The organism is Rickettsia africae ESF-5 (genome assembly GCF_000023005.1).
GTDB classification, from domain to species: domain Bacteria; phylum Pseudomonadota; class Alphaproteobacteria; order Rickettsiales; family Rickettsiaceae; genus Rickettsia; species Rickettsia rickettsii.
On sequence record NC_012633.1, the window covers coordinates 243,388 to 267,684 of the forward strand.

The window sequence follows — 24,297 nt, forward strand, 5'->3', positions numbered from 1 at the left end:
ATGCAAATAATATTTTATAATATTGGAGGTTTCATTGCTATAGGAAAGGTAAATAAAATTTACGACCACAGACTTTTCATTTTATTAAAAAAGCTGCCGTCATTTTCTTTTTCATTTATGGATTCTTTTTTGAATTCTTCTAGTAATTCACGTTGTCTTTTAGATAAATTTTTAGGTACTTCGACATGAATATGCGTAAGCATATCACCCCTAATAGTTGATCTCATTTTAGACATACCTTTGCTGCGTAGCCTTAATTGATCACCGTTTTGTGTGCCTGCAGGAATTGTTAGGTTTACTTTTCCACCTTCAATTACCGGTACTTCTATCTCTCCTCCAAGAGCAGCATTCACAAAACTAATAGGTAGTTTACAATGTAGATTTGCTCCGTCTACTTTATAAATATCATGTGGTTTTATTGTTATATCAACGTATAAATCACCGCTATTACCGCCTCTAATACCTGCTTCCCCTTCTCCGGTATGTCTTATTCTAGTACCGTTTTCAACACCGGCAGGAATGTTTACCGATAAATTTCGTTGTTTATGGTAACGTCCCATGCCATGACATTTCTTGCAAGGATTTTTTATAATGTGTCCGTTACCTTGGCATTTATGACAAGCTTGTTCGATCGTAAAGAATCCTTGCTGCATTCTAGTCGCTCCAACACCGCTGCAAGCATCGCAAGTAGTTACGGTTTCACCTTTTTCAGAACCGCTACCGTGACAAGTATCGCATTTTACTGCGCTAGAAAAGCTAATATTTTTTTCTATACCGTGAAATGCTTCCTCTAGGTTAATTGTCAGATTATATTTTAAATCTGAGCCTCTAACTTTAGCTGAAGTTGGGCGTGATGATCTTCTGCTGCCTCCCATAAAGTCGCTAAAGAAGTCACCGAATATGTCGTTAATGTCAGGGTGAAAACCGCCATGATTTCCTCCTCCCCCTCGTGATTGTTGATTTTGAAAAGCATCGTGTCCCAAACGGTCATAAGCAGCTCTTTTTTGCTCATCTTTTAGAACATCATAAGCGGCATTGATTTCTTTAAATTTCTTTTCAGCATCTTTAGCATCAGTAGTATCAGGGTGATATTGCTTGGCTAGCTTGAGGTAGGCTTTTTTAAGGTCAGCTTGGCTAGCTGTTTTACTAACCCCTAGTATTTGGTAATAATTTTGTGACATAAGTTAATTTATAAAATGAGATTGTAACGTCATTACGAGGAAAATTACATAGTAATTTGACAAAGCAATCTCAGGATATTTAACGAGATTGCCACGTCGCTTCGCTCCTTGCAATGACGAAATTACTTCTACTTCTTCTCTACATCTTGAAAGTCGGCATCTACTATTTTTTCATCATTAGTGGCGCTTTTTGCAGCAGGTTGGCTCTCGCTTTGTGCTTTATGCATCGCTTCACCGATTTTCATGCTAGCTGCAGTTAAACTTTCGGTCTTTTCTTTAATCAAAGCAGTATCTTCCGACTCAAGCACGGCTTTTAAAGCGGCTAGTGCTTCTTCAACAGCTCCTTTATCGTCTGATGATAATTTATCGCCATATTCTGTAAGAGTTTTTTCAGTAGAATAAACTAAACTATCGGCAGCATTTTTTGCTTCAATAAGTTCCTTACGCTTTTTGTCTTCATCAGCATTTTGTTCGGCATCTTTAACCATTTGTTCAATTTCCGCATCGCTAAGACCACCGGAAGCTTGAATAGTTACTTTCTGCTCTTTACCGCTTGCTTTATCTTTAGCTGAAACATGTACTATTCCGTTAGCATCAATGTCAAACGTTACTTCTATTTGTGGCAAACCTCTTGGTGCAAGAGGTATACCTTCGAGATTAAACTGACCAAGTAATTTATTATCTTTTGCCATTTCACGTTCACCTTGGAATACTCTAATAGTTACGGCATGCTGGTTATCATCAGCAGTTGAGAATATCTGACTTTTCTTAGTAGGTATAGTAGTATTACGATCAATTAATCTTGTAAATACGCCGCCAAGAGTTTCAATGCCAAGGGATAGAGGTGTAACGTCTAATAATAATATATCCGTTACTTCTTTATTAAGTACTCCGCCTTGAATAGCAGCACCGAGAGCTACAACCTCATCGGGATTTACGCCTTTATGCGGCTCACGTCCGAAGAATTTTTTTACGGCTTCTTGTACTTTCGGCATTCTAGTCATACCGCCTACTAATATTACTTCTTGAATATCAGAAGCTTTAAAACCTGCATCCTGTAATGCTTTACGGCAAGGCTCAATTGTTTTTTCAATTAAATCATCTACTAATTTTTCTAGTTCAGCTCTAGTAAATTTAATATTTAAGTGTTTTGGACCGCTACTATCAGCCGTAATATAAGGTAAATTAATATCGGTAGTTACTGCAGAAGATAGCTCTTTCTTAGCTTTTTCCGCGGCTTCTTTCAAACGTTGAAGTGCTAAAGGATCTTTACTTAAATCTATACCGTTTTCTTTTTTGAATACATCTATTAAATGGTTTAATATTCTTGTATCGAAATCTTCACCGCCAAGGAATGTATCGCCGTTTGTTGATTTCACTTCAAAAACACCGTCAGCGATCTCAAGAATTGAAACATCGAATGTTCCGCCGCCAAGATCGTATACTGCAATAGTTTTACTTGCCGATTTCTCGAAACCGTAAGCAAGAGCTGCAGCAGTCGGCTCGTTGATTATTCTCAGGACCTCAAGACCTGCTATTTTACCGGCGTCTTTCGTTGCTTGACGCTGTGCATCATTAAAATAAGCAGGTACGGTAATTACTGCTTGTGTTACTTTGTCTCCTAAATAATTCTCAGCAGTTTCTTTCATTTTTTGTAAAATGAATGCACTAATTTGACTTGGTGAATATTTATTATTATCCGCTTCGACCCATGCATCCCCGTTATCGGCTTTAACTATATTATACGGTACAATACCTTGGTCTTTCCTAACCATAGGATCGATAAAATTTCTACCGATTAATCGCTTTACCGCATATATAGTATTGCGAGGGTTAGTTACTGCTTGCCTCTTAGCAGATTGCCCGACTAATTTTTCGCCGTTTGCAAAAGCTATTATTGACGGCGTAGTTCTTTCACCTTCTGCATTTTCTATTACCTTTGGTTCTTTACCTTCCATGACCGCAACACAAGAGTTGGTAGTCCCAAGGTCGATACCTATTACTTTTCCCATAAGATTCCTCGTTTTCTTTTTTTTATTTTATTATGACTTTTGATTTGATATAGTGCGGCTTAAATGATTTTACAAGAGGTGACAATGAAAAAACTACCGATTTTACTAAAACTTTTATTTATTATTAATTTAGTTTTCCTAAATAATATAGTTTTAGCATCTAGCGAAACAAGCACTAGTATATTTGAAAAAGCAAAGAAAGCAATCGTAACGATCGATACTAGAATTGCCGTATCGGCATATGACGATACAAGTAGTTGGACTGGAACGGGATTTATCAACGATAAGAACAACGGTTATATAATTACTAATACTCATGTTGTCGGCGGTGCGTCTATCGGAACTTATTTTGTTACTTTTTATAACGGTGAGCAGGCAGAAGCAAAACTTATCTATTACGATATTTGGCAAGATTATGCCGTTTTAAAAGTAGAGAGTAAAGATATACCGGCATCAGCAACGCAAATATCTTTTGCAAGCGAATTGCCAAAATTAAATCAAAAGGTTTTTGTAGTCGGTAACACAGAAGCAAAAGGTTTTTCTTTCCATACCGGTTATTTGTCTGATCTTTATAATATTGAAGGTTTAATGCCGCAATGTACTTATGTTATTAATTTAAATACTACAGGAGGTGCTAGTGGTTCACCGGTATTAAACGATAAGATTGAGGCTATAGGAGTATTATATGGTGGCGGTAAAACTCATTCTCTAGCGCTGCACGGTGATTATGTAGCTCGCACTTTAGAAAGTTTAAAGAATAATAAACAACCAGGCAGAAAACATATAGGAATAATAAGCGAGTTATATTCTTTAAATAAAGCAGTGAGACATCACAATTTCCCTAAAGAAGAAATGGATAAATATATAAAGAAATTTCCTGATAGTAGAAATAGAGTGATAAGTATTAAGGCAGTTCTAGCCGGATCACCTGCCGCAAAATCTTTAAAAGCCGGTGATATTATTTGGGCAGTTAATGATAAGGAACTCGGCGGCAATCTAGCATTATTTGATAGAGAAATGGATAATTTCAAAGGAATAGCTATTAAACTTACTATATTTCGTGACGGAAAAAAGCTAGAACAAGCAGTAGATTTATATGATGTGAACAATAATAAAATCGCTAAAATGATAAATTTCGGCGGTGCAGTATTTTTTGAAGCCGATGATTATTTTAGTAATAAATCAGGTATTCCTCTTAAAGCTCTAAGTATAGCTTCCGTTCAATCTGGTAGTAGCTTTAGCTCTATACCAACGTTTTTTACTAAAGATTATAAAAATGTTTATAGATTGCAAATTTTTGAGATGAAAGATTTAGCTTTAAGTAATCTTGATGATTTGGTGAAATTCTTGCCTGCTATTACTAAAGAGAAGTTTATAACGGTTAGATTTAGAAATTATCAACCTTATTATGCTAATTTCGGTTATAATGAATTTATCTCGTCGCATGATGATATGATTGCTGATGTAACTCTAGATTCTATAGATACTAAGCCTTATATATTAAAGTATAATACTATTTCTCATGATTGGGATATGGAAAATATAAAACTTCAGTAACTAATGACATTGTGATAAATTAACAATTCTTAATCGATGAAGTAATATATAATTCAACTTGGTTTGTTGCGTTATTATTCTTAAATTTATAATCTTATATTTTAGGAGAATTGCAAATTAGCTCAGAGTAGTTTGCCAACTAGGTCATTTTTGAGTGGATTGATAAATATTTTTTATGTTATTCCTGCAAAAGCGAGACAGCATTGTTGCGTGGATACATACTAAAACCGTCATTGCGAGCAGCCGTAGGCTGCGTGACAATCTCATGAAATAATAACAAACTCTCCTGAGATTTTGCTTCGTCAATTGCTATGCAATTTCCTCGCAATGACAGAAAAAACGCCCCTTACTCACCACCTAAGAAACATAGCTAATTAACAATTTCTCCTAAAATAATTAATAAATTTAGGAGAATTAATGACTAAAGAACAAATACCTACAGTAGATAAAACAAAAAACATCTTTTTTTAAGTTTTTTACAAAAAATAGTAATAACTCTAATACTCAGAATTCACTAACATCACCACGTTCAGATGATGATATAGAGAGGGATGTTTCTAAAAAAGAAGCTTCTTAAGAAAATTCAAAGCATTAATAGACAAGAATGATGAAGCTGCTGCACTACACTTCTATTTGATAAAAATAATAAGTATATCTTACATGATGCGGTTGAGGATAAAACATTAGTTGAAAAAATATTAGAATTAGCTAAATACGTAACAAAGATAACCTATAACGATTCAACAGTATTACATTCAGCAGTTACAGGAATTGCTAACAAAGAGATTATCAAAACTTAAAAAATCCTTATTTAGTAATGATCAAAGATGCTTCAGGTCTTACTCCATCATATTATAATACTAGTAAAGCAATATTAGAAATATTGCAAAATTGTGAACGAGATATTATAGACCGGCTTAATATAGAACCATGGCATGGTTGGGCAGAAGATAAAATATTTTAGAGATGATATGTCTATAATCGGAAAAAATAAGCATACAATAATGGAGCTTGTATAAAAATTTTGTAAATTATCAGACAAGCATCTTCCTTGTAAATTTAACATAGAGTATTAGATTTGCAAGGAAGATATAGAGAGTTCTTTAATAAAAAACGGTAAGTATGTAAAACTTACCGATTAAATTTAAAGCTTAAAAGATTATAATTCGGTGATAGGGATATAATGGATATTTCCATCTTCTCCTATCAATGGGTAATACTCTGTTTGAGGGTTATAAGCATCATAACTAATTGATGTTTGTAATGATAGTTTTTGTGCTAATATTATCAATTTTTCTTCATATAACTCAAAAGATTTTTTTAAATCCTCTTTTGTAATCTTTACAGTGTTAGCTTCATCTGTATTTACTTTGAGCGTTTCAATATTTTCTGTTAAGTTATATTTTGTTAAAGTTACTTTTTCTAGTAGGAGAAAATATGCTCTTATGTTTACCAATGCTGTGTGTATGTGTATTGGAATACTTAGAACAAGTTTATATAATAACATCTAATACCTTAAAAATTTTGAAGTGGCAGCATATAAGCCTCACTTATTAATGTCAACATAAATTAACATATTATTATAAATATTAATAAATGCTCATTATTATAATTTTCTTTCACAAAATCGAAATAAACTGTTATTAATATAAAAAAACCAATCTTAATCTAATATATGCGTTCTTTATTTGTAATAATTATATTCTTTCTAATGAGCAGTTGTAATTTAAAACCGGTATATAGTGAAAAATACAGTAGAAATAATGATTTAGAAGCTATTGAAGTTGAACCAATTCGAACAATTGAAGGGGCTGAGTTTTATCATCGTTTAACTAGTATTTTACCTCAGAAAGCACAAGCAAAATACCTGCTTAAAGTAAAGCTTATCGCAACAACTATGCCTGCTACTATTGAAAAAAACTCCAATGTTTTAAGGGAATATATTAATCAATTAGTTAGATATAAATTAATTGATATAGAAAGCCAAAAGGTTTTAATTGAAGAGAAGTTTTACCAAAACACGTCATATAATGCTATTTTTACACCATATGCGACAAATGTTGAAAGAGATAAAACAGGAATAGACTTGGCATATCAAGCAGCAGAAGAAATTCGTAGCAGATTAATTTTATATTTTACACGGAAATAGTTAAGTTATGAAATTTTATTTTTCACAAATAGGTAGATTATTTGAACTAATAACATCCGGAAAGATTAGAGCTCTTTTACTATATGGTCCTGATAAAGGTTATATAGAAAAAATTTGTAAGCATTTAGTACAAAGCTTAAATATGCTACAAACTTCTATAGAATACGCAGATCTTAATATTTCATCTTTAGAAATATTACTTAATTCGTCTAATTTTTTTGGTCAAAAAGAATTAATTAAAATTAGATCGGTTGGGAATTCAATCGATCAGAATTTAAAAACAATTCTAAACAGTGATTATATAAATTTTCCTGTATTTATAGGTGAAGCAATAACTTCTAGTGGGAGCATTAGAAAGTTTTTTGAAACGGAAGAATATTTAGCAGCAGTTGCTTGTTATCATGATGATGAAGCAAAAATTGAACGAATTATTTTAGGTAAAGTAGCAAAAACTAATAAAGTTATAAGTAAAGAAGCTATCATTTATTTAAAAGCTCATTTAAAAGGTGATCATGATTTAATTTGTAGCGAAATAAATAAATTAATATATTTTGTTCACGACGCACGCGAAATTACTTTAAACGACGTTCTAGAAGTTATAAGTAGCGAAATTACGGCAAACGGCAGTGATTTAGCAATGTATTTTTCAAAAAAAGATTATAGTAATTTTCTGCAAGAGCTTGATATATTAAAAAAACAAAATATCAATGAAGTTTTAATTATTAGAGCATTAATAAGGCATTATTTAAGTTTATATATAGTTTTGTCGAAAGTAAAAAACGGTGAGCGTTTGGAACTCGCAATAAAATCATTATCACCACCGATTTTCTATCAGTATATTAATGATTTTACGAAGATAGCAAACGGTCTTAGCCTTACTGAATGTCTAAAGACTTTAAAAGTGCTACAACAGGCAGAAGTGGATTATAAGTTAAATCCTGCTAGTTTCGATTTATTCCAAAGTATACTCCAAAGTAAATGAACAGTAGACGAAGTTTAATTTGGAAAAGAGCAAGGAGACTATAAGGCGAGGAGCGGAGCGTATACTTCGTGAGTACCCTTAATACGTGAGCACCGTAGCTCTTATAAGATGACGTAGCCAATTTTTCAAATTAAACGAGTATACATTATGCCTAGACCTGATTTTTCTGACCCTGACAAACAAATTCACGAGATAATTAGAGTTAATCATGCCGGAGAATATGGTGCAAAAAGAATTTATCAAGGACAGCTAAAATATATTAAATCTCAAAATGATCGTATATTGATTAAAGAAATGCTTGACCACGAAGAAGTGCATTTAAATTATTTTGAAAAAAAATTACTGGAAAAAGAAGTGAGACCCACGTTTTTATTATTTTTTTGGCATCATTACGGATTTTTACTTGGTGCTTTATCTTCCTTGATGGGAATAAAAACGGCGATGCTTATTACCGAGAGTGTAGAAGAAGTAATAGAAAAACATTATGAACAGCAAATAAATTATTTAGAAAATAAAAATGTTGAGTCAGAATTATTAAATAATATTATTAAATTTCGACTTGATGAAATTGAACATAAAAATATTGCTATAATGAATGATAGTACTGAGGCAATATTTGCAGAAATAACTAGTAAAATAGTGAAGATAATTTGTCGTATCTCTATAATTTTAAGTAAGAAAATTTAGAGTTAACAACTTAATTAGTTAAAAAATCTAGAAATATTTTACTTCTAAGATATTAAGAAGATAATAAAAAAACATTAGTAATATTATTAGAAATGGTGATGAAAAGAAAAACTTTTTTTAAAGTTGTTCTTTATTTTTTGCATTTGTATTTTTTAGAATTAATAAATAAAGGGGCCAGGGGTTAAGATCCGTTGCTGTAAGACAACAACCTCCATTATACTTCATGATTTTACTCACTTGTAATAATAGACTCCTGGCATAACTTAATATTAAGTTTTGACAGATTGGTCTTGCAACACTGGAGTTTAAACATTATTAGCGGTCTATATATTAGTTGAATAATATAAAGAGTCAAGAGATTTTAGTTGTCATTGATAATAAATAATGTAATTCTGAGTTGGGGGGTATATTTTCTATATAATCTCCTTCTAGCATTTGCTTTTACATCAATAATAATTTATATTTATTTTCACTCATGCGAATAGCAGATTACTTTTGTAGTTTGTTATTGGTGATAATTAGGAAATATAAAATAACAATATGTAACAATATGAGTCAAAAGATAATTTTAAATAATTCATATTCTATTACTAAATCGCACTTATTCCATATAGTAGACCCAAGTCCTTGGCCCGTCCTAACATCTTTTGCTTTACTTCTTTTGGTTATAGGCGGCGTCTCGTTCATGCATGGATACAAATTTAATATATATATTTTATCTGCAGGGATTATTTCAGTAGGTTACTGTTTATATTCTTGGTGGAGAGATATAGTGAAAGAAGGAATAGTCGAACATCAGCATACTAGTCCTGTTAGAAAAGGTTTGCAAATAGGTATGGCGTTATTTATCTTAACGGAAATAGTATTTTTTGGTGTATTTTTTGCTTCTTTTTTTAAATCAAGTCTATCACCCGTAGGTCTTTTAGATGGTGTATGGGTTGTAAAGCAGGGCATTTGGCCTCCACCTACAATTAAAACTTTTGAGCCGTTTGATATTCCTTTTATCAATACTTTAATACTACTCTTATCAGGTACGACCGTTACTTGGGCTCACTACGCCTTAGAAGAAAAAAATCAAAAAGATTGTGTAACTGCACTTGCTCTTACCATATTGCTTGGAATATTTTTTACAACTATGCAGGCATATGAATATTACCATGCGGCGTTTAAATTTACAGATGGTATATATGCTTCTAATTTTTATTTAGCCACGGGTTTTCATGGAGCTCATGTAATTATAGGTACCATATTTCTAATAATTTGCTACTTTAGAGCAAAAAGAGGAGATTTTACTACAGAAGGTAATGGACATTTAGGGTTTGAATTTGCTGCATGGTACTGGCATTTTGTAGATGTGGTTTGGTTATTTTTATTTACGTTTGTTTATATATTTGGAAGTTAAATTATACTATATGTGATTATAATGTTACTTAAAATAAGTGTTTTTAAAATATTTTTGCATATTCATTAAAATTGCATATATTTAGGAGTTGATTTATATATAAATAAATTATACATTATTTTTTAAATGCTAATTATTTTATTGAGGTAAAACATATGAACTTTCCTATTCGTAAATTAAACGAAGAATTAATCGATTATAATCTATCATTACGCATATTATTTACTATTCTAAGCATGGCTATTATTATGGTAGCTTTTGATAGCTTAGGTAGTAATGGCGATCCTGTAGGTGACGCATTATGTAAGTTAATTAAAGTATTCAGAGGCAATACTGCAAAAGGTATAGCTGTTGTCGGTATAATTGTTCTGGGAATTCAAACATTAAGAGGAAAATTGCAGTGGGAAGTAGCTTTAGTGGTAGTTACTGCAATCATTATATTATTTAAAGCTCCAGATATTGTTAATATGGTATCAAGTGATACTAATAGCTCAAGTTGTGGTGTTTCCTAATACACAAAAAAATTATTATATCTTTAGTAATATCCATAAGCTTCGGCTTATGGGTATTTTTATTTTTAAGTGATGTTGTTGCATAGCCCCTATGTCATTCCTGCAAAGGTAGGGACAAGACAACCTTAATATAGGTTACACATTTAATAAAAATAAACATATAAAAACAAGTTTTTATATGTTTTACTGGATTCCGCCTACGTGGGAATGACATCAATTGCCTTTATACTCAGGTCAACAGCAACATTCGTACAATACTCAATAGTGTTTTAATTGTTTTGATGGATCACGTGGTTAAACCACGGGATGACAGTAGATTTTGTCGGTCTATGCAACAACATCCTCACTTAAATAAAAGTCCTAATCTATTACCTATAACAATATCAATATATTTTGCTGTAATAGGGATCCCTTCAATATTCATTTCTAGATATATTGCTTGTTTTGCAGGGATTTTTGTTTGTAGTTTTGTAATTGATACATATTCATCTAAAGCTTGATTATTAGTATCCATTACTCTTACTTTGATTATAGGATCGGAAATTAAATAATCAGACTCATTAGATAATTTATAAAATATCTTCATACCGCCTATATGACGAGATTTGCCTAAATTAATTTCTTCTATCTTTAATTGATCATATTTATCTACGAATTTAAAGTTATCTATTAGTAATATCACTAAACAAAAAATTATAAAGTTAGTCCATAATATTGGAAATATATTATATTTTTTCTTAGGAGGAATATACGGTAAAATAACCGGCACATTAGCATTGTAATGATTTTTAATAGGAGTTTTAATAGTTCCCGTGTTGACTTTATCTTTAAAGTCATTTACATTTAATGTACTAGTATTATAGTCTAATTTCTGATACCACAAATGGCTACATTTGGAACATTTTACTCGTCGTCCGTTAATACCTATTTGATTGCTTGTAATAATAAATCTTGTTTGGCAATTTGGGCAAGTAATATGCATGGTTAATTATAATTATTATGTTTGACTTCATGATAATCTCATTTATTATTTTTGGCAATAAAACAGTTAAAAGATATGTCCTCTCTTATTAAAGAAATTGAAGAAGCTTGGCAAATTAAGGACAAACTTCTTCAAGATTCTTCAAAGCTTATAACATTAAAGCAAACTCTTAATGATAGTATAGAAAGCTTAAATCAAGGTACGATTCGTGTGTGTGAAAAGCAAGAAAATAGTTGGCACGTTAATGAATGGGTAAAGAAAGCTATATTGCTATATTTTATCACTACGGAATCACAACTTTATAATAACAATTATAATAGTTGGTATGACAAAGTTGCTCCTAAATTTTCTGCAGATACTGATAAAAATACATTCAAAGAAGCAGCTATACGCAAAGTGCCCGGAGCTGTTGTTAGAACCGGTACTTATATAGCTAAAAATGTTGTAATTATGCCTTCTTTCATTAATATAGGTGCTTATATAGATGAGGGAACAATGATTGATACATGGGCTACTATCGGCTCATGTGCTCAAATCGGCAAGCATTGTCATATTTCAGGCGGCACGGGAATAGGTGGGGTGCTTGAGCCGTTGCAAGCAAAGCCTGTTATCATTGAAGATAATTGTTTTATCGGTGCAAGATCGGAAATAGCAGAAGGTGTAATAGTAGAGGAAGGAGCAGTAATTAGTATGGGGGTGTTTATCGGTAGCTCTACAAAAATAGTATACAGAGATACAGGTGAAATTATTTACGGCAGAATTCCGGCTTATTCCGTTGTAGTTCCAGGAGTATTACCTGCTAAGGAAGCCGGTAAGCCTGGACTTTATTGCGTAGTTATCGTAAAACAAGTCGATAAAACTACTAGAGCTAAAGTAAGCATAAATGATTTACTGAGATAGATAGATCAAGGTGAGTGTTCATGGGTTTTTCACTATCACCCCGTAGCCTGACCACGGGGTCCAGAAAAAATAACTTCAATATTGTTACCTACACTACATGTTTAACAAAATAAACATATAAAAATAAATTTTTATATGTTTTACTGGATTCCGTGAATAAATCACGGGATGACAGGGAGGAATAATAAGCCGCTTAATACCAGTGAAAGGTCACAGATCAATAATATCGCCGATTATACCATTAAGATATTCCTCTCTTTGTTGTTGTTCTGAAATATCTGTTTGTTGAATTGTGTTATTATTTGGGTTTCCTAAGAATATTGTATGCCATAAGCATTGCATCTCGTTGTTTTTGAGGATCACGTACAACACCAGCTGCTTTAAAATATGATTCTGCAGCATCTGTTTCCTGTTGTTTTTGAAAGCAAAGTTCGTTTCCTTGGGCCATATATAAATCATATTTTATAGGCTTTTCAGCCTTATTTATAAGACTGTCATAACATTTTAATATAGAGTCTAATTTATTATTCTCTCTATAAAATATGATAGCTGGGTCTTCACGTCCTAAGTTAAATAGCATATCGTCGATTTTATTGTACATTTCTTTAAGTTCTTCATTACATGTTAGAGCTTCATTATAATCTTCTGCTTCGCTCAATATATCGCCTATTTTAGAGTAGCAGCTAGCTATAGTTTGAGTTACTTCTGCTTTGTCTGAGTACTTATTTACACTCTATGGCTTCTTTATAATATTGCACTGGTTGATCGTGTTTAGGTTCTATATTTTTTATAGAAGATAGATAGTGATTTTGTATGAATCATATTTCAATTAAGGAACTATAGCAATCATTGGATTGAGACCAGATAACATTGCTTCAAATAATGATAATTCTTTAATTTGTAGGTTTAATATATATCGGTAAGCTTGAATAACCGGTTTATTGTCTGTGAATTTCTCAATAGAGTCTAAAATTTGCAATATTACCCCTATAAGGTTATTAGCTTGTTTGTTTAATATGATAGCTTGAAATTCTGATAATTGTGCTAATCCCTCAAAACAAGAAAGAGTTTTTTCTATAGTCGGTATTGTATTGGAGAACTTGGTAAATATGGTTTAATATAACCCTTATAGTTAAAAAATTTTGAGTAGTTAAGAGGTGTATATACATTAAAGTCTTCAAAAATTGATTGGATAGTATTAATTATACATTCTACATTTATCTGTATTTGTGTATGTAAATTTTCTATCAGACTTTCTTGTTCCTTTAACAATGAACTTAGCTGCTTTATCTTTAAATTTTGTACTCCTTTTTTTTCTTCTAGGTGTTTTAGTTCTAGAGAGAGGTTTATTTCCCCATTTTGAGAAGTAGGTTTATAGAAAAATTTTATATCAGAGAATTCTAATATATCCTTGTTAATAGCAATGCTATTTTGTACATCGGTATAATGTTTTCATGATTATTTTCATTATGTTGTGTTATTACGCATATAACATTTCCTTTTAATTTTTTGTGTTCTTCTGTAGGAAAAATATTTTTAAAGTCGTCTATAATCCTGTTAAAGATACTAGGGGATTTTACGGTCTCTTCTTTTGCTACTATGATAAATTTTAATTTATCGGTCATTTGAACTAGCTTTTGAATGAAAAATACATTGATTAACTCTTGCACTGTATCGGGTACTCCGTTAGAGCATTCTCAAAATACTTTTTCTGCAATTTCAAATTTTTTGGGATCATATATAGCCGGTTCATATTTATGCTGAATTTCCGGCGTTGTTTCAAAATCAAATAATTTATCAAATGTAAATTCTTCACCGTTAATCTTAAGGTTGTTCTCAAGAGCATTTAAAAATGTGTTTTTTCCGCTATAAGGTAACCCTATTACTACTCTGTAGCTTCTGATGTTTTTCCTGCTGGTATTAGTGAATAATTCACTTCAGTCAATGCATTGAGAATATTTGCTTTTAAAGCATCAAGAGCAGTTTCTTCTTCTGTGAAAGGTTTAATCTCAATTTCTGTGGGAATTTTAAATTTCATATATAACCGCTAATCTATTCTTTAATATAAATTTTTATACTGTCGCTTTCGCCGCTATCGCTGATAGCTCTAATAATAAATTCACCGGCTTTTGCTTTCCATATTACTGCTTCGTTTGGTTTCGCGGTTGCTATTAATTCATTTTCCACAAACCAAAAAATGTTGTTGGTTTTATTATCGCTAATCGCACTAAAAGTAATGTTATCACTATTTTTAATTGAATGTACGGAATTTTTTAACGGGTATATAATTTTAGGTTTTTGATGATGCCAATTTATCAACCTATTGCAATGGTTTGTAGGTATCGGTTTCGGTAATATATGTATTCCTGCTTTTTGATAAACCGCAAGCATCTCTGTTGGCCATAAATTTACTGTTTTATATTCTGTTTGTCCTTTAATAAAGTTACAAGCAGGCATACCGGTTTTTAAATCTATCAACATTTTTCTATAAATACCGGATTGTTTTATCGGTGATTTGCCTTGAATGAATAAGGTTTCTGCTTTAACCGGACACATATCGTTATCGATATCTCCCGTATCTGCACAAACTTTTACTTTAGTAATATTTAGTGTATTAATTTTTGAAAGGATTAAATCCTCATCTTTATTTGGTCTAGCTATGGCTTCGATAATATTAAAGAATAAAGGGGCTGCAGCAATATTACCCGTAAATGTTCCGTGAGTTTGCCCTTTGAAATCCCCAACCCAAACAGCAAGTACGTATTTCCCGAATATGCCGACGCTAAGTGCATCTCTAAATGAGCTGGAAGTACCTGTTTTCCAATAAATCGGTAAGTTATGCCTTGTATTATTATAGGTAATAGGACGAGTCGTATCTTTTATAATATCAAGTGTTAAATAGCTTGCCTCGGGGGATAGTAGTACGGTGTCTGTGTCATCCTTGTCCTCTCCTGTGTAATTCCCGCGAAAGCGGGAATCCAGTAAATCATATGAAATTTTTGTTCCAACATTTAGGTAATTTTTTATGGATTCCTGCTTTCGCAGGAATGACATAGTAGAATCCAATACTTTTCTAAGCGGTTTATAAGTACCGAAATTAGCAAGCATAGCATAAAGAGTAGTTAACTCTTCAAGAGTAATTTCTGCTGTGCCGAGCACTATAGATAAACCGTAATTTTCAGGTTTTCGTAAGCCGCTAATTTTTGCTTGTTGTAAGAACTCATAAAAATTCGGGTTTTTTAACTTAGACGCTAGAAATATTACAGGTACGTTACGGCTCTTTATTAACGATTCTCTAGCACTTAAACCGCCTGCAAACCTACTATCAAAATTTTCCGGTTTATAATAATCATAGTAAGTAGGTGTATCCTTTAGTAAAGTTAACGGATGTATTAGTGATTGATCAAAACTAAGTGCATAGACAAACGGTTTTAAAGCTGAGCCTGGAGATCTATGGCTTTTAGTGCCGTTAATCTGTCCACAAATATCGTTATTAAAAAACTCTCCGGAGCCAATACTTGCAAGCACTTCCATAGTAGTAAAATCAATAAGAATTACGGAGGCATTATTAATGCCATATTTTTTCCGATCATTAATATATAGCCGAACTTGTTGTTCTATAGCAGCTTGCAGATTTTTATCTATAGTAGTGCGTATAATAGGGCTATCATTATTTGCTAGTATGTCTAAAGTAAAATGCGGTGCAATAAAAGGAAGCTTTTTATTTTGATTAAATTTAACCGGCAAACTAATTAACTTATTATAAATAATATCTTGTGGGTGAATCGTGAGCCACTCGGTAAATAGATATTTACGTGCTTTAAAAATATTAATATCATTCCCGCCTCTTTTAAGCGGATTTTGTGGGATTACTGCAAGGCTTAGAATATCGATCAAATTTAAATCTTTTAGGTCACGATTGAAGTAAATATAACTGCCGGCTGCTATCCCTTCAATATTACTACCGTAAGGCACTAGATTTAGATAAGCTTCTAGGATTTCATCTTTTGAATAATGTAGCTCTACATGAATAGCTTTAATGATTTGATGTATTTTACCAAGAATAGTAGAAGAGTTTATTCCATATTTTAAACGTGCTACTTGCATTGTTATAGTAGAGCCGCCTATTTTACGATTATTCTGTAAATAAGTAGAATAAAAAGCTTTGGCTAAAGAAACGGGGTTAACGCCAAAATGCGCATAAAAATGCTTGTCTTCATATAATAGTACTGTTTCTATAAAACTTGCCGGTATTTCACGTATAGGAGTGAATATCCTATATTTATCGTCTTTAGAAAGCGAAATACGCATTAACTCGCCGTTTCGGTCAAATACTCTTTGTGAGAAACTTACGTCTTTAAGTAAAGGTGCAGGAGGAATAGCAAAATATAATATTATAATGCCGCTAATTGTAATAAAAAGTAATTTGGTTTTGAGAGACAAAGTAATATACCTTATAGTTTAATGTCATTCCCGTGTAGGTAAGAAAGCGCGGTTGCGTGGAACGATTTTTGCGTCATTGCGAGGAAAAACTGCAAGTTTCGACTAAGCAATATTGGAACAATTCCTGAGATTGCCACGCTCACTAACGTTCGCTCTCAATGACGACTTGGGTATTCATGCGGGAATGACATCATTTTATATAACAATCATTATAAAGCATTGTAAAAATAATGAAAATTTTAATAATATAGCTTGCATGTATAGAAGTAATATCGTATAATGTGCTACGAGATTTTAATAAATTAACTAAACATTAACAAAAATAACATTTCCTATAAATACTAAAATATCATATAAAATCCATGTTACTATCCTATTTTATAACTCATCAATATAAATTTTTGACATAATATAGATTATGTATCATTATCTTTAATAACAAAAAAGTATTAATATTTTAAGTAATAAGATTTATTAAAGAGAAATTAGATATTATGGAAAAAATATTAAATCTATAAATTCTAAACTTACAAAATTATTCTTACTTAACTGTGCTAATGCTGCAATCCTTACCGCTGTGACCGGGGAAGCAAGAGCAGATATAGAAATCTATGATATATTGAACCATACTGCTGACTACCAAATATTAACTCCTGCTCAAAAGCTTAATGTTATAAAAGGAATTCAGGACCGTACAGATTTTGGTGACCTTGTTGACGATCTTATGCCGGGGGAAAGAAGATTATTCAATAATGCAATAATAGAAGTCACTAGACTTCAAGCAGTTGTTCCTGTACTTAACGGTGCTAGAGAAAGAAGAGAAGCACGTGCAGCCGGTGTTGAAGTTGTTGATTTAACAGGTAATACAGCAGTAGAAACAGGACGTAACGAGCAAGAGATGGCTCTAGAAAATAGACTTCAAGTATTGGAAATCCTTGCTAAAGCTGAAGGGGCAAATGCTGTCAGTATTAACGATAAAATTAAAAAGGCTATAAATTTTATAACATAGAAAATTTAAATACACCTTTGGAGCAGTTAAAATATATAGCTATGACAGGCGGTGTAGATGCTAATGACGATTTAAAAGTTGTAAATAATCTGTAAGAAGCATCGATATTAATGCTAAATACTCTGAATCAGGAAACAGCCCTTTTAAATAAGTTTAAAAGCGTAGCTACTCCGGAAGCAAAACATAAATTATTAGATCAATTTAAAAACTATGTTAATCAAAACTTAGTTGAGCTTGAGTCTAAACAATCTAGTATTCCCATAAGACAATCCGTAATGAAGTTAGCTGATCCTGCAATAGTAGTTAATTATTGAGAGCAGATGGCTAAATTAAAAGAAGCATATATTGATAACGGTAAAATTAAGATAGTGAATGAAAACGATAAGGTAGTTGATGAGCAAGGTCTAAAAAGTTATAACAAGATTTTAAAAGATGCCGGTTTAATAACTAAAGATTTGGATGGTAAGAAAATGCAGGCATTGATAAATAATTTCGATGCTTTAAACAATGAGTGATCTGGCACTTGTCCTAAAAAAGACTGTAGATGAAATAAGAATAGATAATGAGGGTCTAGTAGGTCTTGTAATATAGCACCTCAAGCAATGGCAGGAGTAGTCCCGCCTCCTCCGCCTCTACCGGGTGGAGTAGCAGCTCCTCCTCCGGCAGGTGTAGGTATAAGACTTGCAATAGCTAGGGATATAGCAAATCTAGATGCCATAGGTGATGATGCACTAAAATTAGCAGGTTATAAATCTAAAAGCAAAAGAAGATGCTGCATTAAGAGGAAGAATAGCTGCACCGGCACCGGTTGTAGGCAGAGCAGTCGCAGAAGTTCTTGTAGCTCCGAATACTTTAGACAGAATATTTCATAATGAGATGTATTTAGCTAAAAATAATGGAAATCCCGGAAAGCTAGAAGTAAGAACATTAGATTAGGTGCAGAAACAGATTTAGGGGTTACTATCAAAACACTTTTAACTTTAGAAGAAAGGAAAAGTTCACTTGAGTCTTTAACATTATTTTCAGAAGCAAAGCCTGATAAAGCACAATTAATGATAAAAGCTGAGAATATTTGGAATAGACTAAAAGATGATGATGTAATAAAGCAAATTTCAAGGCAAGCTTTAACTTTAAATAATAAAATAGCCAACAAGGAATTTTTGAAAGAGCTATTTAATGAAGAAGAACATAATGCAATAGACCGTTAAACTATACTTTTGATAAATTACCGCTGGACTTACAAAATCATATTACGGCAAGAAGTACTGAAATAAAAATAAAATATGAACTACAAGATAAGAAAACAATTATATCAAGAATAGATTATATTACTAAAAATGAAAATGTTTTAGGAGCAAATTCTTTAAATAATGAAATAGAGATAAAATTTTCCGATGTACTAGATCTAGCTCCTAATAAAGGAGAAGTACATGATAATATAGCCCTTACTCCTAAAGCAAACGAAGTAAATACTCAAATAAATAATTGGATTAATAACAATATTGTTAATTTAACAGTGGAAAGTAATATAGATAGAGGCTAACATTTTTACAAAATAAAGCTGTACCGGCAACATTATCAAGAATTTATGAAACGGCAGTTGATACTAATGCTAGATTACTAAGAAAAGTTTTAGCCGATAATGCAGCTGGTTTATCTAAAGCTTCTAAAACCATTACAGAGAAAAATATAACAGACGCCGTACAAAATAATTTTAATGCAAAAATGAAAGCTTTAATACCTAATACTAAAGATTTCTTAAAAGAGGAAAATTTCTTAATATAATTAAGTGATGAGAAAATAGAAGCGGTATTAAAAGGAGTAAAGCTGCTAATATCCCTGTTATTGCACCAGTAATAGTGGTAGCAGGTGGACTGCCACTACCTACGAGGATAGGATATAATGGGCTTGGTATGGACGGTTTAGTCAGAAAGAGGGACAGTCTAAAGCCTATCGTAAATCTTTTTCCTAAAAAAAATGCTGCGGTTGCAGTGGCAGTAGCTTATATTGCTCCTACTTCTAAAATAGGGGAAAAAATACGAAACCGTTGTTCAAGCTATAGCAGCTTCAGTTGACACGGATTTAAAAAGAGAGTTAGCAATAAAGACTCAAGGAAAGGAAAAACTAAAAGCATTAATTGTAGAAGAAGTTTTTGAGAAATATACAACTAAAAATGCAGATGCACTTGATGGTAATATAAATCAATTAGCTCAAGCTATAAAAGAAGGAACCAATATTAAGTTCATAGGTCCTAAAAGAGAAGTAGCAAGTGGTATAGATCAGGAAACAAGAAATCTATGTGTTAGAATGAATCAAGATGCAGGATTAATGCAGCAACTTAAAGCGAATAATTCTAGTTGCACCGTTGGTTTTACCGGCAGATCCTGAAGAGGATGCAGAAGAGGTAATAGTTGTTCCTGCAGTTGCAGCTCCATTAGCACCGGCACCGGTAGTTATTAATATGGAAGATGTAGGGGTAGTTCCGCCTCCGGTGGAAGAAGCTCCACATACTGGTGCAGACATTATGATTGTTCAACGTATAGAGAGGATTGTTCCTTTAGAGGGCAATATTGAAGGCTTTGATGATAAAGATGATGATTTTAACATTGAAGAAGATTATGAAAATGATGATTATAATATAATACAGGAGCGAACAAAAGTAGAAGTATCTAGTAGTACAAATAAATCAGAATCTAAGGATTCTGAAGTTAGCCTTGAAAACTCGAAGCAAGAGGAAGCTAGACAAGAAGAGGAGGCAAAAGTAGTTGCTTCTATAAAGGAAGCCGCAGAAGCAAGCATTGCTGAAGCTGTAAGAGTTGAAGCTGCTGAAGTTGTAGAAATGCAAAATGCAGTAAAACAAGACGAAGAAATGATTGGAGCAATATATAATCCGATTCATGATATCACTCAAATGAGCTGTAATATTATATCGCATAGAATGTTCTCTAGTGCTGTGGTTGCTGCGGGTGATGAAGATGAAAAAGTGTTAGATAAAAGCCTTTGGATAGCAGGTACTTACGGTACTAATACGCAAAAAGGTTTTGCCGGTGATAAAGGTCATGTTGCGGGTGGTATACTATAGGTTTTGATATTGGTTCTGATAACTACAAAGATTTAGTCGGTATTGCTTATACTAAATTGGATTCAAAGTTTAAATCTAACGGTAGCAGGTCAAATACTAATATCGATAGCCATATCGTAACTTTATACGGACAAAAAGAATTACCGAAAAACTTTATGATACAAGCTATGTTTGCTTACAATCATAATATAGTAAAGAGTAAATCAACCGTTTAGGTACTATTGCAACCGGTAAATATAAGGATAATAATTATAACTTTGAAACTTTATTAAGTTATAATCATCTTATGAATGGTGATATTACTCTTACTCCAAATCTTGGTATAAGATACGGCCACTCTAAAGATGATACATATCAAGAAAGTGATGTTGTAGGTATTCAGCGTTTGAGTATTGCTTCTAAAAGTAGCATTTATAGAGCGGTATTTTAGGCGGTAAGGTAGTTCTTTAGCACCGCAGAAAATAGCTGAAGGTTTCAGTTTATGCCTGCACTTCAAGCATCTGTAGAACATTACTTAATGATAATAGTAAAAAACTTAATGCTAAAGTAAAATGGAAAGATAGAGAAGTTAATGAAACTATCGCATTACCGAAGCAACCTAAAGTCGCTTATAATATCGGTGCTAGCGTTTTAACTGAACAAGATAATGTAAGCGTATTACTTGAATATCACTGTCATTTACAAAAGAAATATCAAAGCTATCAAGGCTTTGTGAAGTTGAAAGTGAGATTATAACAGCCAAAATCGTCATTGCAAGAAAAAACTGTAAGTTTTGACGAAGCAATCCAGTAAAAAATGCTAATTTATAGCATTTTTTTTTATTTTTTGTGGATTACCATGCAGCCTACGGCTGCTCGCAATGACGATTATGGACCCACGCTAGCAATGTACTCCCAAGAGTCGTAAATAATACTTATTACTCGTCTCTTACTACTAACACTGATATATCTGAATGACGGACGATTTTAGAAGCATTAGGTCCAAGCATATAATCTTTTAATTGTAGTCTGACTGCAGAGATTATGATTAAATCGGCTTTAATTTCATTAGAGTGCTTAATTATTTCATCATAAATGGCACCGCTACCTATATAATAATCTGTTTCAATTTCATCAGGAATATATTGTTTGATAAGCTCTTGAATTTGAGCTTTATACTTTTCTTTTTTCTTTGTTCTCCAATGTTTAGGTAAATAATCTTCAAACATTTTCGTACCGAATTCAGGAATTACATACATAAAATGTAATTTTGCTTGAAAGTTCGTCGCAAGCATTAAAGCCTTAGAAAGAATACCTTTTATAGATTTTTTATCATTTAAATCTATAGGTATCAGTATATTTTTAAATATAGTATTTTCAGACATAAGATATTGTTAGTTTTTGTTTCTTACTGAATCATGTTTTGGTAGAACAAAATTTTTAGTATCGGCGAAATAGTTAATGTCCAGGTTATTTAATAAGTAATTAGAAAGTTTAAAATTTGCTACGTTTCTATGAAAAGCTCCGATAAATTTATCTAAAATATCACGATTTGCCTCATCTCTAGTTACTAGGATTGCCGATACTTTGACTGTAGTGTGATTATCGGTAATCCCTGGATATAAGCCCTTATGAAGTATGGCTTTATGAAAAGCTCTATTTTGTTTTATTAATTCCGTTATTTTATCATTGTCAATAGAAATGAAATCAATTTTACACTTATTAGCTATTAAATTTACTAAGGGGTTAGAATGTCCAACCATCATTATTATAGCATCTATTTCCTTATTACAGAATTGATCACTAGAATCTTCATAATTAATGTATAGCTCTTCAGGTTCCTTAGCAAATTTATATAAAGAACGTACGATATCATAAGTAATATGACTACTGGAAAATGCTGGACCGTTAGTTATTTTTTTTCCGTCAATATCAGCAAAACCTTTTATTTTATCCTCATCTTTTACAATAACCGTAAAAAACTCATCATGTAGATTAAGCACCTGACGTAAATTTTGCATTTTTTCTTGATCGTGATAATAACCTATGCCCTCATATGCTTCTACTGCAATATTAGCTTGCACTAGGGCTAAGTCAATTTTGCCTTGTTGTAATAATTTTAAATTTTCTATACTACCGTTTGTTGCAACAACTTCGCATTTAATATGTTCATTATTTTTATCGTCATTTGTAATAGTCTTGCATAAATCAAGTCCAATAGCATAATATCCTTTTAAAATAGAGCCGGTACCGATTTTAATGACTTTTGGAGCAGCATAAATATTACTGCAAATAAGAAATATGCTAATAATAGTCGCTAGTTTAAAATTGTTCATAAAGCTAATTTGAATTATTTGTGGTATTTTGATCTTCTTTATGTTTACCAAGTTTTAGTTCTAATAAATTAATAGCACCGATATTTATTCCTTTGTCTGAAAACTCAATATCAAACTTAGCTTTTTCTATATTTTTGTAAGCCGAATTTGAATCATTTTGCTTTGTATTTAATTGCACGTCGGAAGCTTTATTAATTGCTTTAGCAATAATTGTTTTAATTATTTTCTTAGAAAAAATAATATTATTCGGTAATAATTTATCAACTATGGAATTATAATTTTCTAGCTCAAAATATAGTTTTCCTTTCGGTAATTTATTGGCAAAGAGTTGTAAATCACCGTTTAAATTAATTTTAGAATCATTATCACAAGTAAAAATAAATCTTTCTATATTAAAATTTTGTAAAATAGCTGAATCTTCTCCGTCTTCAGCAAATTTTAAAGAAGCAGCAATATCTAAATTAGCATTTTTAAAATTCAAAATATCTTTTTCTGAATAATAATTCATGTTTAAAAATAAGGATATATTTTCCTCACTTGCTAAATTCTGTTTTCTTATAAGAAATGCTAAATCATTAATTTTAAAGATTTCTTGATTATCTTTAAATATCAATAATGCTTTATTATTTAACTGAATTGATTTTAATATTTCTTTTAAATTATCATCTTTTGATATTTTATATAAAGGTTTATTAAATTTTCCTATACCCTTTATGTCATCATCGCTGCGTACATCATAGGTAAATGTTTTGTCGCCGTAATTATCGACTTCTCTAATAAAAGGACCGAAATTAAGAGCGGCTTTTTTAGTACTAAAAGCTATATTTAGGACAATATTTTCGCATGTAAATTCTTTAGAATTTACATGATCAATTAATTTTACTTTAGGATCCGTTATGGTAATTTTCCAATTAAAAGGATAGCCTGAAAACTTAACTACATTATAAGATATTTTAAGATTATCGGATTCAGAATTCTTCATTAAACTTACAACGTTATTTTTTATAGTATATGCAGTTGCAAACCATATTATAGTAAAGGCTAAAAACACAAAAAGAAGTATTTTACGTATCACTTTTTTAATC

Annotated in this window: 28 protein-coding genes and 1 pseudogene; 17 read left to right on the top strand and 12 right to left on the bottom strand. The window is 31.8% G+C overall.

Annotated features, from left to right (window positions below; genetic code table 11):
* Positions 1 to 59: 59 nt before the first annotated feature.
* Together dnaJ and dnaK are read right to left on the bottom strand one after the other, a co-directional pair.
* Entirely contained in the window at positions 60 to 1,181 is a 1,122-nt protein-coding gene (gene dnaJ, locus RAF_RS01225) for a molecular chaperone DnaJ (RefSeq protein ID WP_004996543.1), read from the bottom strand.
* Between the two features lie 128 nt (positions 1,182 to 1,309).
* On the bottom strand, positions 1,310 to 3,193 hold the full coding sequence (gene dnaK, locus RAF_RS01230; RefSeq protein ID WP_012719451.1) for a molecular chaperone DnaK: 1,884 nt from the start codon (positions 3,191 to 3,193) through the stop codon (positions 1,310 to 1,312).
* 63 nt (positions 3,194 to 3,256) lie between these two features.
* On the opposite strand from dnaK, the gene RAF_RS01235 reads away from it, so the two are divergent.
* Positions 3,257 to 4,750 carry a S1C family serine protease gene (locus RAF_RS01235; protein WP_012719452.1) on the top strand — a complete coding sequence of 498 codons (1,494 nt, stop codon included), beginning with the start codon at positions 3,257 to 3,259 and terminating at the stop codon, positions 4,748 to 4,750.
* 725 nt (positions 4,751 to 5,475) lie between these two features.
* Positions 5,476 to 5,769 (top strand): annotated as a pseudogene (locus tag RAF_RS10505) (hypothetical protein).
* Between the two features lie 140 nt (positions 5,770 to 5,909).
* Here RAF_RS10505 and RAF_RS01245 read toward each other — a convergent pair.
* Positions 5,910 to 6,257 carry a hypothetical protein gene (locus RAF_RS01245; protein ID WP_012719453.1) on the bottom strand — a complete coding sequence of 116 codons (348 nt, stop codon included), beginning with the start codon at positions 6,255 to 6,257 and terminating at the stop codon, positions 5,910 to 5,912.
* Between the two features lie 168 nt (positions 6,258 to 6,425).
* Here RAF_RS01245 and RAF_RS01250 point away from each other — a divergent pair, with 168 nt between their 5' ends.
* The 5 genes from RAF_RS01250 (at position 6,426) to RAF_RS01270 (ending at position 10,482) form a co-directional block, all read left to right on the top strand.
* Positions 6,426 to 6,899 (top strand): hypothetical protein, encoded by a 474-nt coding sequence (locus RAF_RS01250; protein ID WP_012719454.1) that lies wholly within the window; start codon positions 6,426 to 6,428, stop codon positions 6,897 to 6,899.
* A gap of 7 nt (positions 6,900 to 6,906) precedes the next feature.
* Positions 6,907 to 7,881 carry a DNA polymerase III subunit delta gene (gene holA, locus RAF_RS01255; RefSeq protein ID WP_012719455.1) on the top strand — a complete coding sequence of 325 codons (975 nt, stop codon included), beginning with the start codon at positions 6,907 to 6,909 and terminating at the stop codon, positions 7,879 to 7,881.
* A gap of 147 nt (positions 7,882 to 8,028) precedes the next feature.
* Entirely contained in the window at positions 8,029 to 8,568 is a 540-nt protein-coding gene (locus RAF_RS01260) for a demethoxyubiquinone hydroxylase family protein (protein WP_012719456.1), read from the top strand.
* Positions 8,569 to 9,118: 550 nt separating this feature from the next.
* Complete coding sequence (locus RAF_RS01265) at positions 9,119 to 9,970, top strand: cytochrome c oxidase subunit 3 (RefSeq protein ID WP_041471806.1); 852 nt, start codon at positions 9,119 to 9,121, stop codon at positions 9,968 to 9,970.
* Between the two features lie 155 nt (positions 9,971 to 10,125).
* Entirely contained in the window at positions 10,126 to 10,482 is a 357-nt protein-coding gene (locus tag RAF_RS01270; RefSeq protein ID WP_012719458.1) for a TrbC/VirB2 family protein, read from the top strand.
* Between the two features lie 343 nt (positions 10,483 to 10,825).
* Here RAF_RS01270 and RAF_RS01275 read toward each other — a convergent pair whose 3' ends face one another.
* A complete protein-coding gene (locus RAF_RS01275) occupies positions 10,826 to 11,464 on the bottom strand; it encodes an MJ0042-type zinc finger domain-containing protein (protein ID WP_012719459.1) in 639 nt (212 codons plus the stop codon).
* A gap of 75 nt (positions 11,465 to 11,539) precedes the next feature.
* Here RAF_RS01275 and dapD point away from each other — a divergent pair, with 75 nt between their 5' ends.
* Entirely contained in the window at positions 11,540 to 12,364 is an 825-nt protein-coding gene (gene dapD, locus RAF_RS01280) for a 2,3,4,5-tetrahydropyridine-2,6-dicarboxylate N-succinyltransferase (RefSeq protein ID WP_012719460.1), read from the top strand.
* Between the two features lie 298 nt (positions 12,365 to 12,662).
* Here dapD and RAF_RS01285 read toward each other — a convergent pair whose 3' ends face one another.
* The 5 genes from RAF_RS01285 to pbpC form a co-directional block, all read right to left on the bottom strand.
* Positions 12,663 to 13,022: a hypothetical protein gene (locus RAF_RS01285; RefSeq protein WP_083762136.1), complete on the bottom strand. Its 360-nt coding sequence runs from the start codon at positions 13,020 to 13,022 to the stop codon at positions 12,663 to 12,665.
* Between the two features lie 171 nt (positions 13,023 to 13,193).
* Positions 13,194 to 13,343, bottom strand: a complete 150-nt coding sequence (locus RAF_RS09015; protein WP_158299171.1) for a hypothetical protein — start codon at positions 13,341 to 13,343, stop codon at positions 13,194 to 13,196.
* Positions 13,344 to 13,764: 421 nt separating this feature from the next.
* A complete protein-coding gene (locus RAF_RS01290) occupies positions 13,765 to 14,034 on the bottom strand; it encodes a hypothetical protein (RefSeq protein WP_041471807.1) in 270 nt (89 codons plus the stop codon).
* A 215-nt stretch (positions 14,035 to 14,249) separates the two neighbouring features.
* On the bottom strand, positions 14,250 to 14,402 hold the full coding sequence (locus RAF_RS09190; protein WP_200858174.1) for a hypothetical protein: 153 nt from the start codon (positions 14,400 to 14,402) through the stop codon (positions 14,250 to 14,252).
* A 14-nt stretch (positions 14,403 to 14,416) separates the two neighbouring features.
* Positions 14,417 to 16,807, bottom strand: a complete 2,391-nt coding sequence (gene pbpC, locus RAF_RS01295) for a penicillin-binding protein 1C (RefSeq protein ID WP_041471808.1) — start codon at positions 16,805 to 16,807, stop codon at positions 14,417 to 14,419.
* 577 nt (positions 16,808 to 17,384) lie between these two features.
* Between pbpC and RAF_RS01300 the strand changes: the two genes are divergently transcribed.
* The 9 genes from RAF_RS01300 to RAF_RS10275 all read left to right on the top strand — a co-directional run bounded on the left by RAF_RS01300 (position 17,385) and on the right by RAF_RS10275 (position 21,328).
* On the top strand, positions 17,385 to 17,816 hold the full coding sequence (locus RAF_RS01300) for a hypothetical protein (protein WP_041471809.1): 432 nt from the start codon (positions 17,385 to 17,387) through the stop codon (positions 17,814 to 17,816).
* 110 nt (positions 17,817 to 17,926) lie between these two features.
* Entirely contained in the window at positions 17,927 to 18,130 is a 204-nt protein-coding gene (locus RAF_RS01305) for a hypothetical protein (RefSeq protein WP_004996507.1), read from the top strand.
* Between the two features lie 6 nt (positions 18,131 to 18,136).
* A complete protein-coding gene (locus tag RAF_RS01310) occupies positions 18,137 to 18,331 on the top strand; it encodes a hypothetical protein (RefSeq protein WP_016926024.1) in 195 nt (64 codons plus the stop codon).
* 87 nt (positions 18,332 to 18,418) lie between these two features.
* Positions 18,419 to 18,688: a hypothetical protein gene (locus tag RAF_RS01315; RefSeq protein WP_041471810.1), complete on the top strand. Its 270-nt coding sequence runs from the start codon at positions 18,419 to 18,421 to the stop codon at positions 18,686 to 18,688.
* 180 nt (positions 18,689 to 18,868) lie between these two features.
* Positions 18,869 to 19,024, top strand: coding sequence for a hypothetical protein (locus RAF_RS09195; RefSeq protein WP_200858175.1), 156 nt, complete (start codon positions 18,869 to 18,871; stop codon positions 19,022 to 19,024).
* 651 nt (positions 19,025 to 19,675) lie between these two features.
* The gene (locus tag RAF_RS01320; protein ID WP_041471811.1) at positions 19,676 to 19,891 is read left to right on the top strand and encodes a hypothetical protein; all 216 of its coding nucleotides are present in this window, start codon (positions 19,676 to 19,678) and stop codon (positions 19,889 to 19,891) included.
* Between the two features lie 290 nt (positions 19,892 to 20,181).
* Positions 20,182 to 20,898, top strand: a complete 717-nt coding sequence (locus RAF_RS08530; protein ID WP_234943912.1) for an autotransporter outer membrane beta-barrel domain-containing protein — start codon at positions 20,182 to 20,184, stop codon at positions 20,896 to 20,898.
* Between the two features lie 41 nt (positions 20,899 to 20,939).
* Complete coding sequence (locus tag RAF_RS10270; protein WP_268738946.1) at positions 20,940 to 21,113, top strand: autotransporter outer membrane beta-barrel domain-containing protein; 174 nt, start codon at positions 20,940 to 20,942, stop codon at positions 21,111 to 21,113.
* Between the two features lie 5 nt (positions 21,114 to 21,118).
* Positions 21,119 to 21,328, top strand: coding sequence for an autotransporter domain-containing protein (locus RAF_RS10275; RefSeq protein WP_083762088.1), 210 nt, complete (start codon positions 21,119 to 21,121; stop codon positions 21,326 to 21,328).
* Between the two features lie 486 nt (positions 21,329 to 21,814).
* Here RAF_RS10275 and RAF_RS01340 read toward each other — a convergent pair whose 3' ends face one another.
* The 3 genes from RAF_RS01340 to RAF_RS01350 are packed head-to-tail and all read right to left on the bottom strand — an operon-like array spanning position 21,815 to position 24,287.
* On the bottom strand, positions 21,815 to 22,261 hold the full coding sequence (locus tag RAF_RS01340) for a universal stress protein (RefSeq protein ID WP_012719462.1): 447 nt from the start codon (positions 22,259 to 22,261) through the stop codon (positions 21,815 to 21,817).
* 9 nt (positions 22,262 to 22,270) lie between these two features.
* Positions 22,271 to 23,212, bottom strand: coding sequence for a TAXI family TRAP transporter solute-binding subunit (locus tag RAF_RS01345; protein WP_012719463.1), 942 nt, complete (start codon positions 23,210 to 23,212; stop codon positions 22,271 to 22,273).
* 4 nt (positions 23,213 to 23,216) lie between these two features.
* Entirely contained in the window at positions 23,217 to 24,287 is a 1,071-nt protein-coding gene (locus tag RAF_RS01350) for a hypothetical protein (RefSeq protein WP_012719464.1), read from the bottom strand.
* Positions 24,288 to 24,297 lie beyond the last annotated feature (10 nt).

Excerpts from the sequence above, each read along its gene's own strand:
- dnaJ (WP_004996543.1), bottom strand. The coding sequence starts at position 1,181 with ATGTCACAAAATTATTACCAAATACTAGGGGTTAGTAAAACAGCTAGC.
- dnaK (WP_012719451.1), bottom strand. The coding sequence starts at position 3,193 with ATGGGAAAAGTAATAGGTATCGACCTTGGGACTACCAACTCTTGTGTT.
- RAF_RS01235 (WP_012719452.1), top strand. The coding sequence starts at position 3,257 with ATGATTTTACAAGAGGTGACAATGAAAAAACTACCGATTTTACTAAAA.
- RAF_RS01245 (WP_012719453.1), bottom strand. The coding sequence starts at position 6,257 with ATGTTATTATATAAACTTGTTCTAAGTATTCCAATACACATACACACA.
- RAF_RS01250 (WP_012719454.1), top strand. The coding sequence starts at position 6,426 with ATGCGTTCTTTATTTGTAATAATTATATTCTTTCTAATGAGCAGTTGT.
- holA (WP_012719455.1), top strand. The coding sequence starts at position 6,907 with ATGAAATTTTATTTTTCACAAATAGGTAGATTATTTGAACTAATAACA.
- RAF_RS01260 (WP_012719456.1), top strand. The coding sequence starts at position 8,029 with ATGCCTAGACCTGATTTTTCTGACCCTGACAAACAAATTCACGAGATA.
- RAF_RS01265 (WP_041471806.1), top strand. The coding sequence starts at position 9,119 with ATGAGTCAAAAGATAATTTTAAATAATTCATATTCTATTACTAAATCG.
- RAF_RS01270 (WP_012719458.1), top strand. The coding sequence starts at position 10,126 with ATGAACTTTCCTATTCGTAAATTAAACGAAGAATTAATCGATTATAAT.
- RAF_RS01275 (WP_012719459.1), bottom strand. The coding sequence starts at position 11,464 with ATGCATATTACTTGCCCAAATTGCCAAACAAGATTTATTATTACAAGC.
- dapD (WP_012719460.1), top strand. The coding sequence starts at position 11,540 with ATGTCCTCTCTTATTAAAGAAATTGAAGAAGCTTGGCAAATTAAGGAC.
- RAF_RS09190 (WP_200858174.1), bottom strand. The coding sequence starts at position 14,402 with ATGAAATTTAAAATTCCCACAGAAATTGAGATTAAACCTTTCACAGAA.
- RAF_RS01305 (WP_004996507.1), top strand. The coding sequence starts at position 17,927 with ATGCTAAATACTCTGAATCAGGAAACAGCCCTTTTAAATAAGTTTAAA.
- RAF_RS01310 (WP_016926024.1), top strand. The coding sequence starts at position 18,137 with ATGGCTAAATTAAAAGAAGCATATATTGATAACGGTAAAATTAAGATA.
- RAF_RS01315 (WP_041471810.1), top strand. The coding sequence starts at position 18,419 with ATGGCAGGAGTAGTCCCGCCTCCTCCGCCTCTACCGGGTGGAGTAGCA.
- RAF_RS09195 (WP_200858175.1), top strand. The coding sequence starts at position 18,869 with ATGATAAAAGCTGAGAATATTTGGAATAGACTAAAAGATGATGATGTA.
- RAF_RS01340 (WP_012719462.1), bottom strand. The coding sequence starts at position 22,261 with ATGTCTGAAAATACTATATTTAAAAATATACTGATACCTATAGATTTA.
- RAF_RS01345 (WP_012719463.1), bottom strand. The coding sequence starts at position 23,212 with ATGAACAATTTTAAACTAGCGACTATTATTAGCATATTTCTTATTTGC.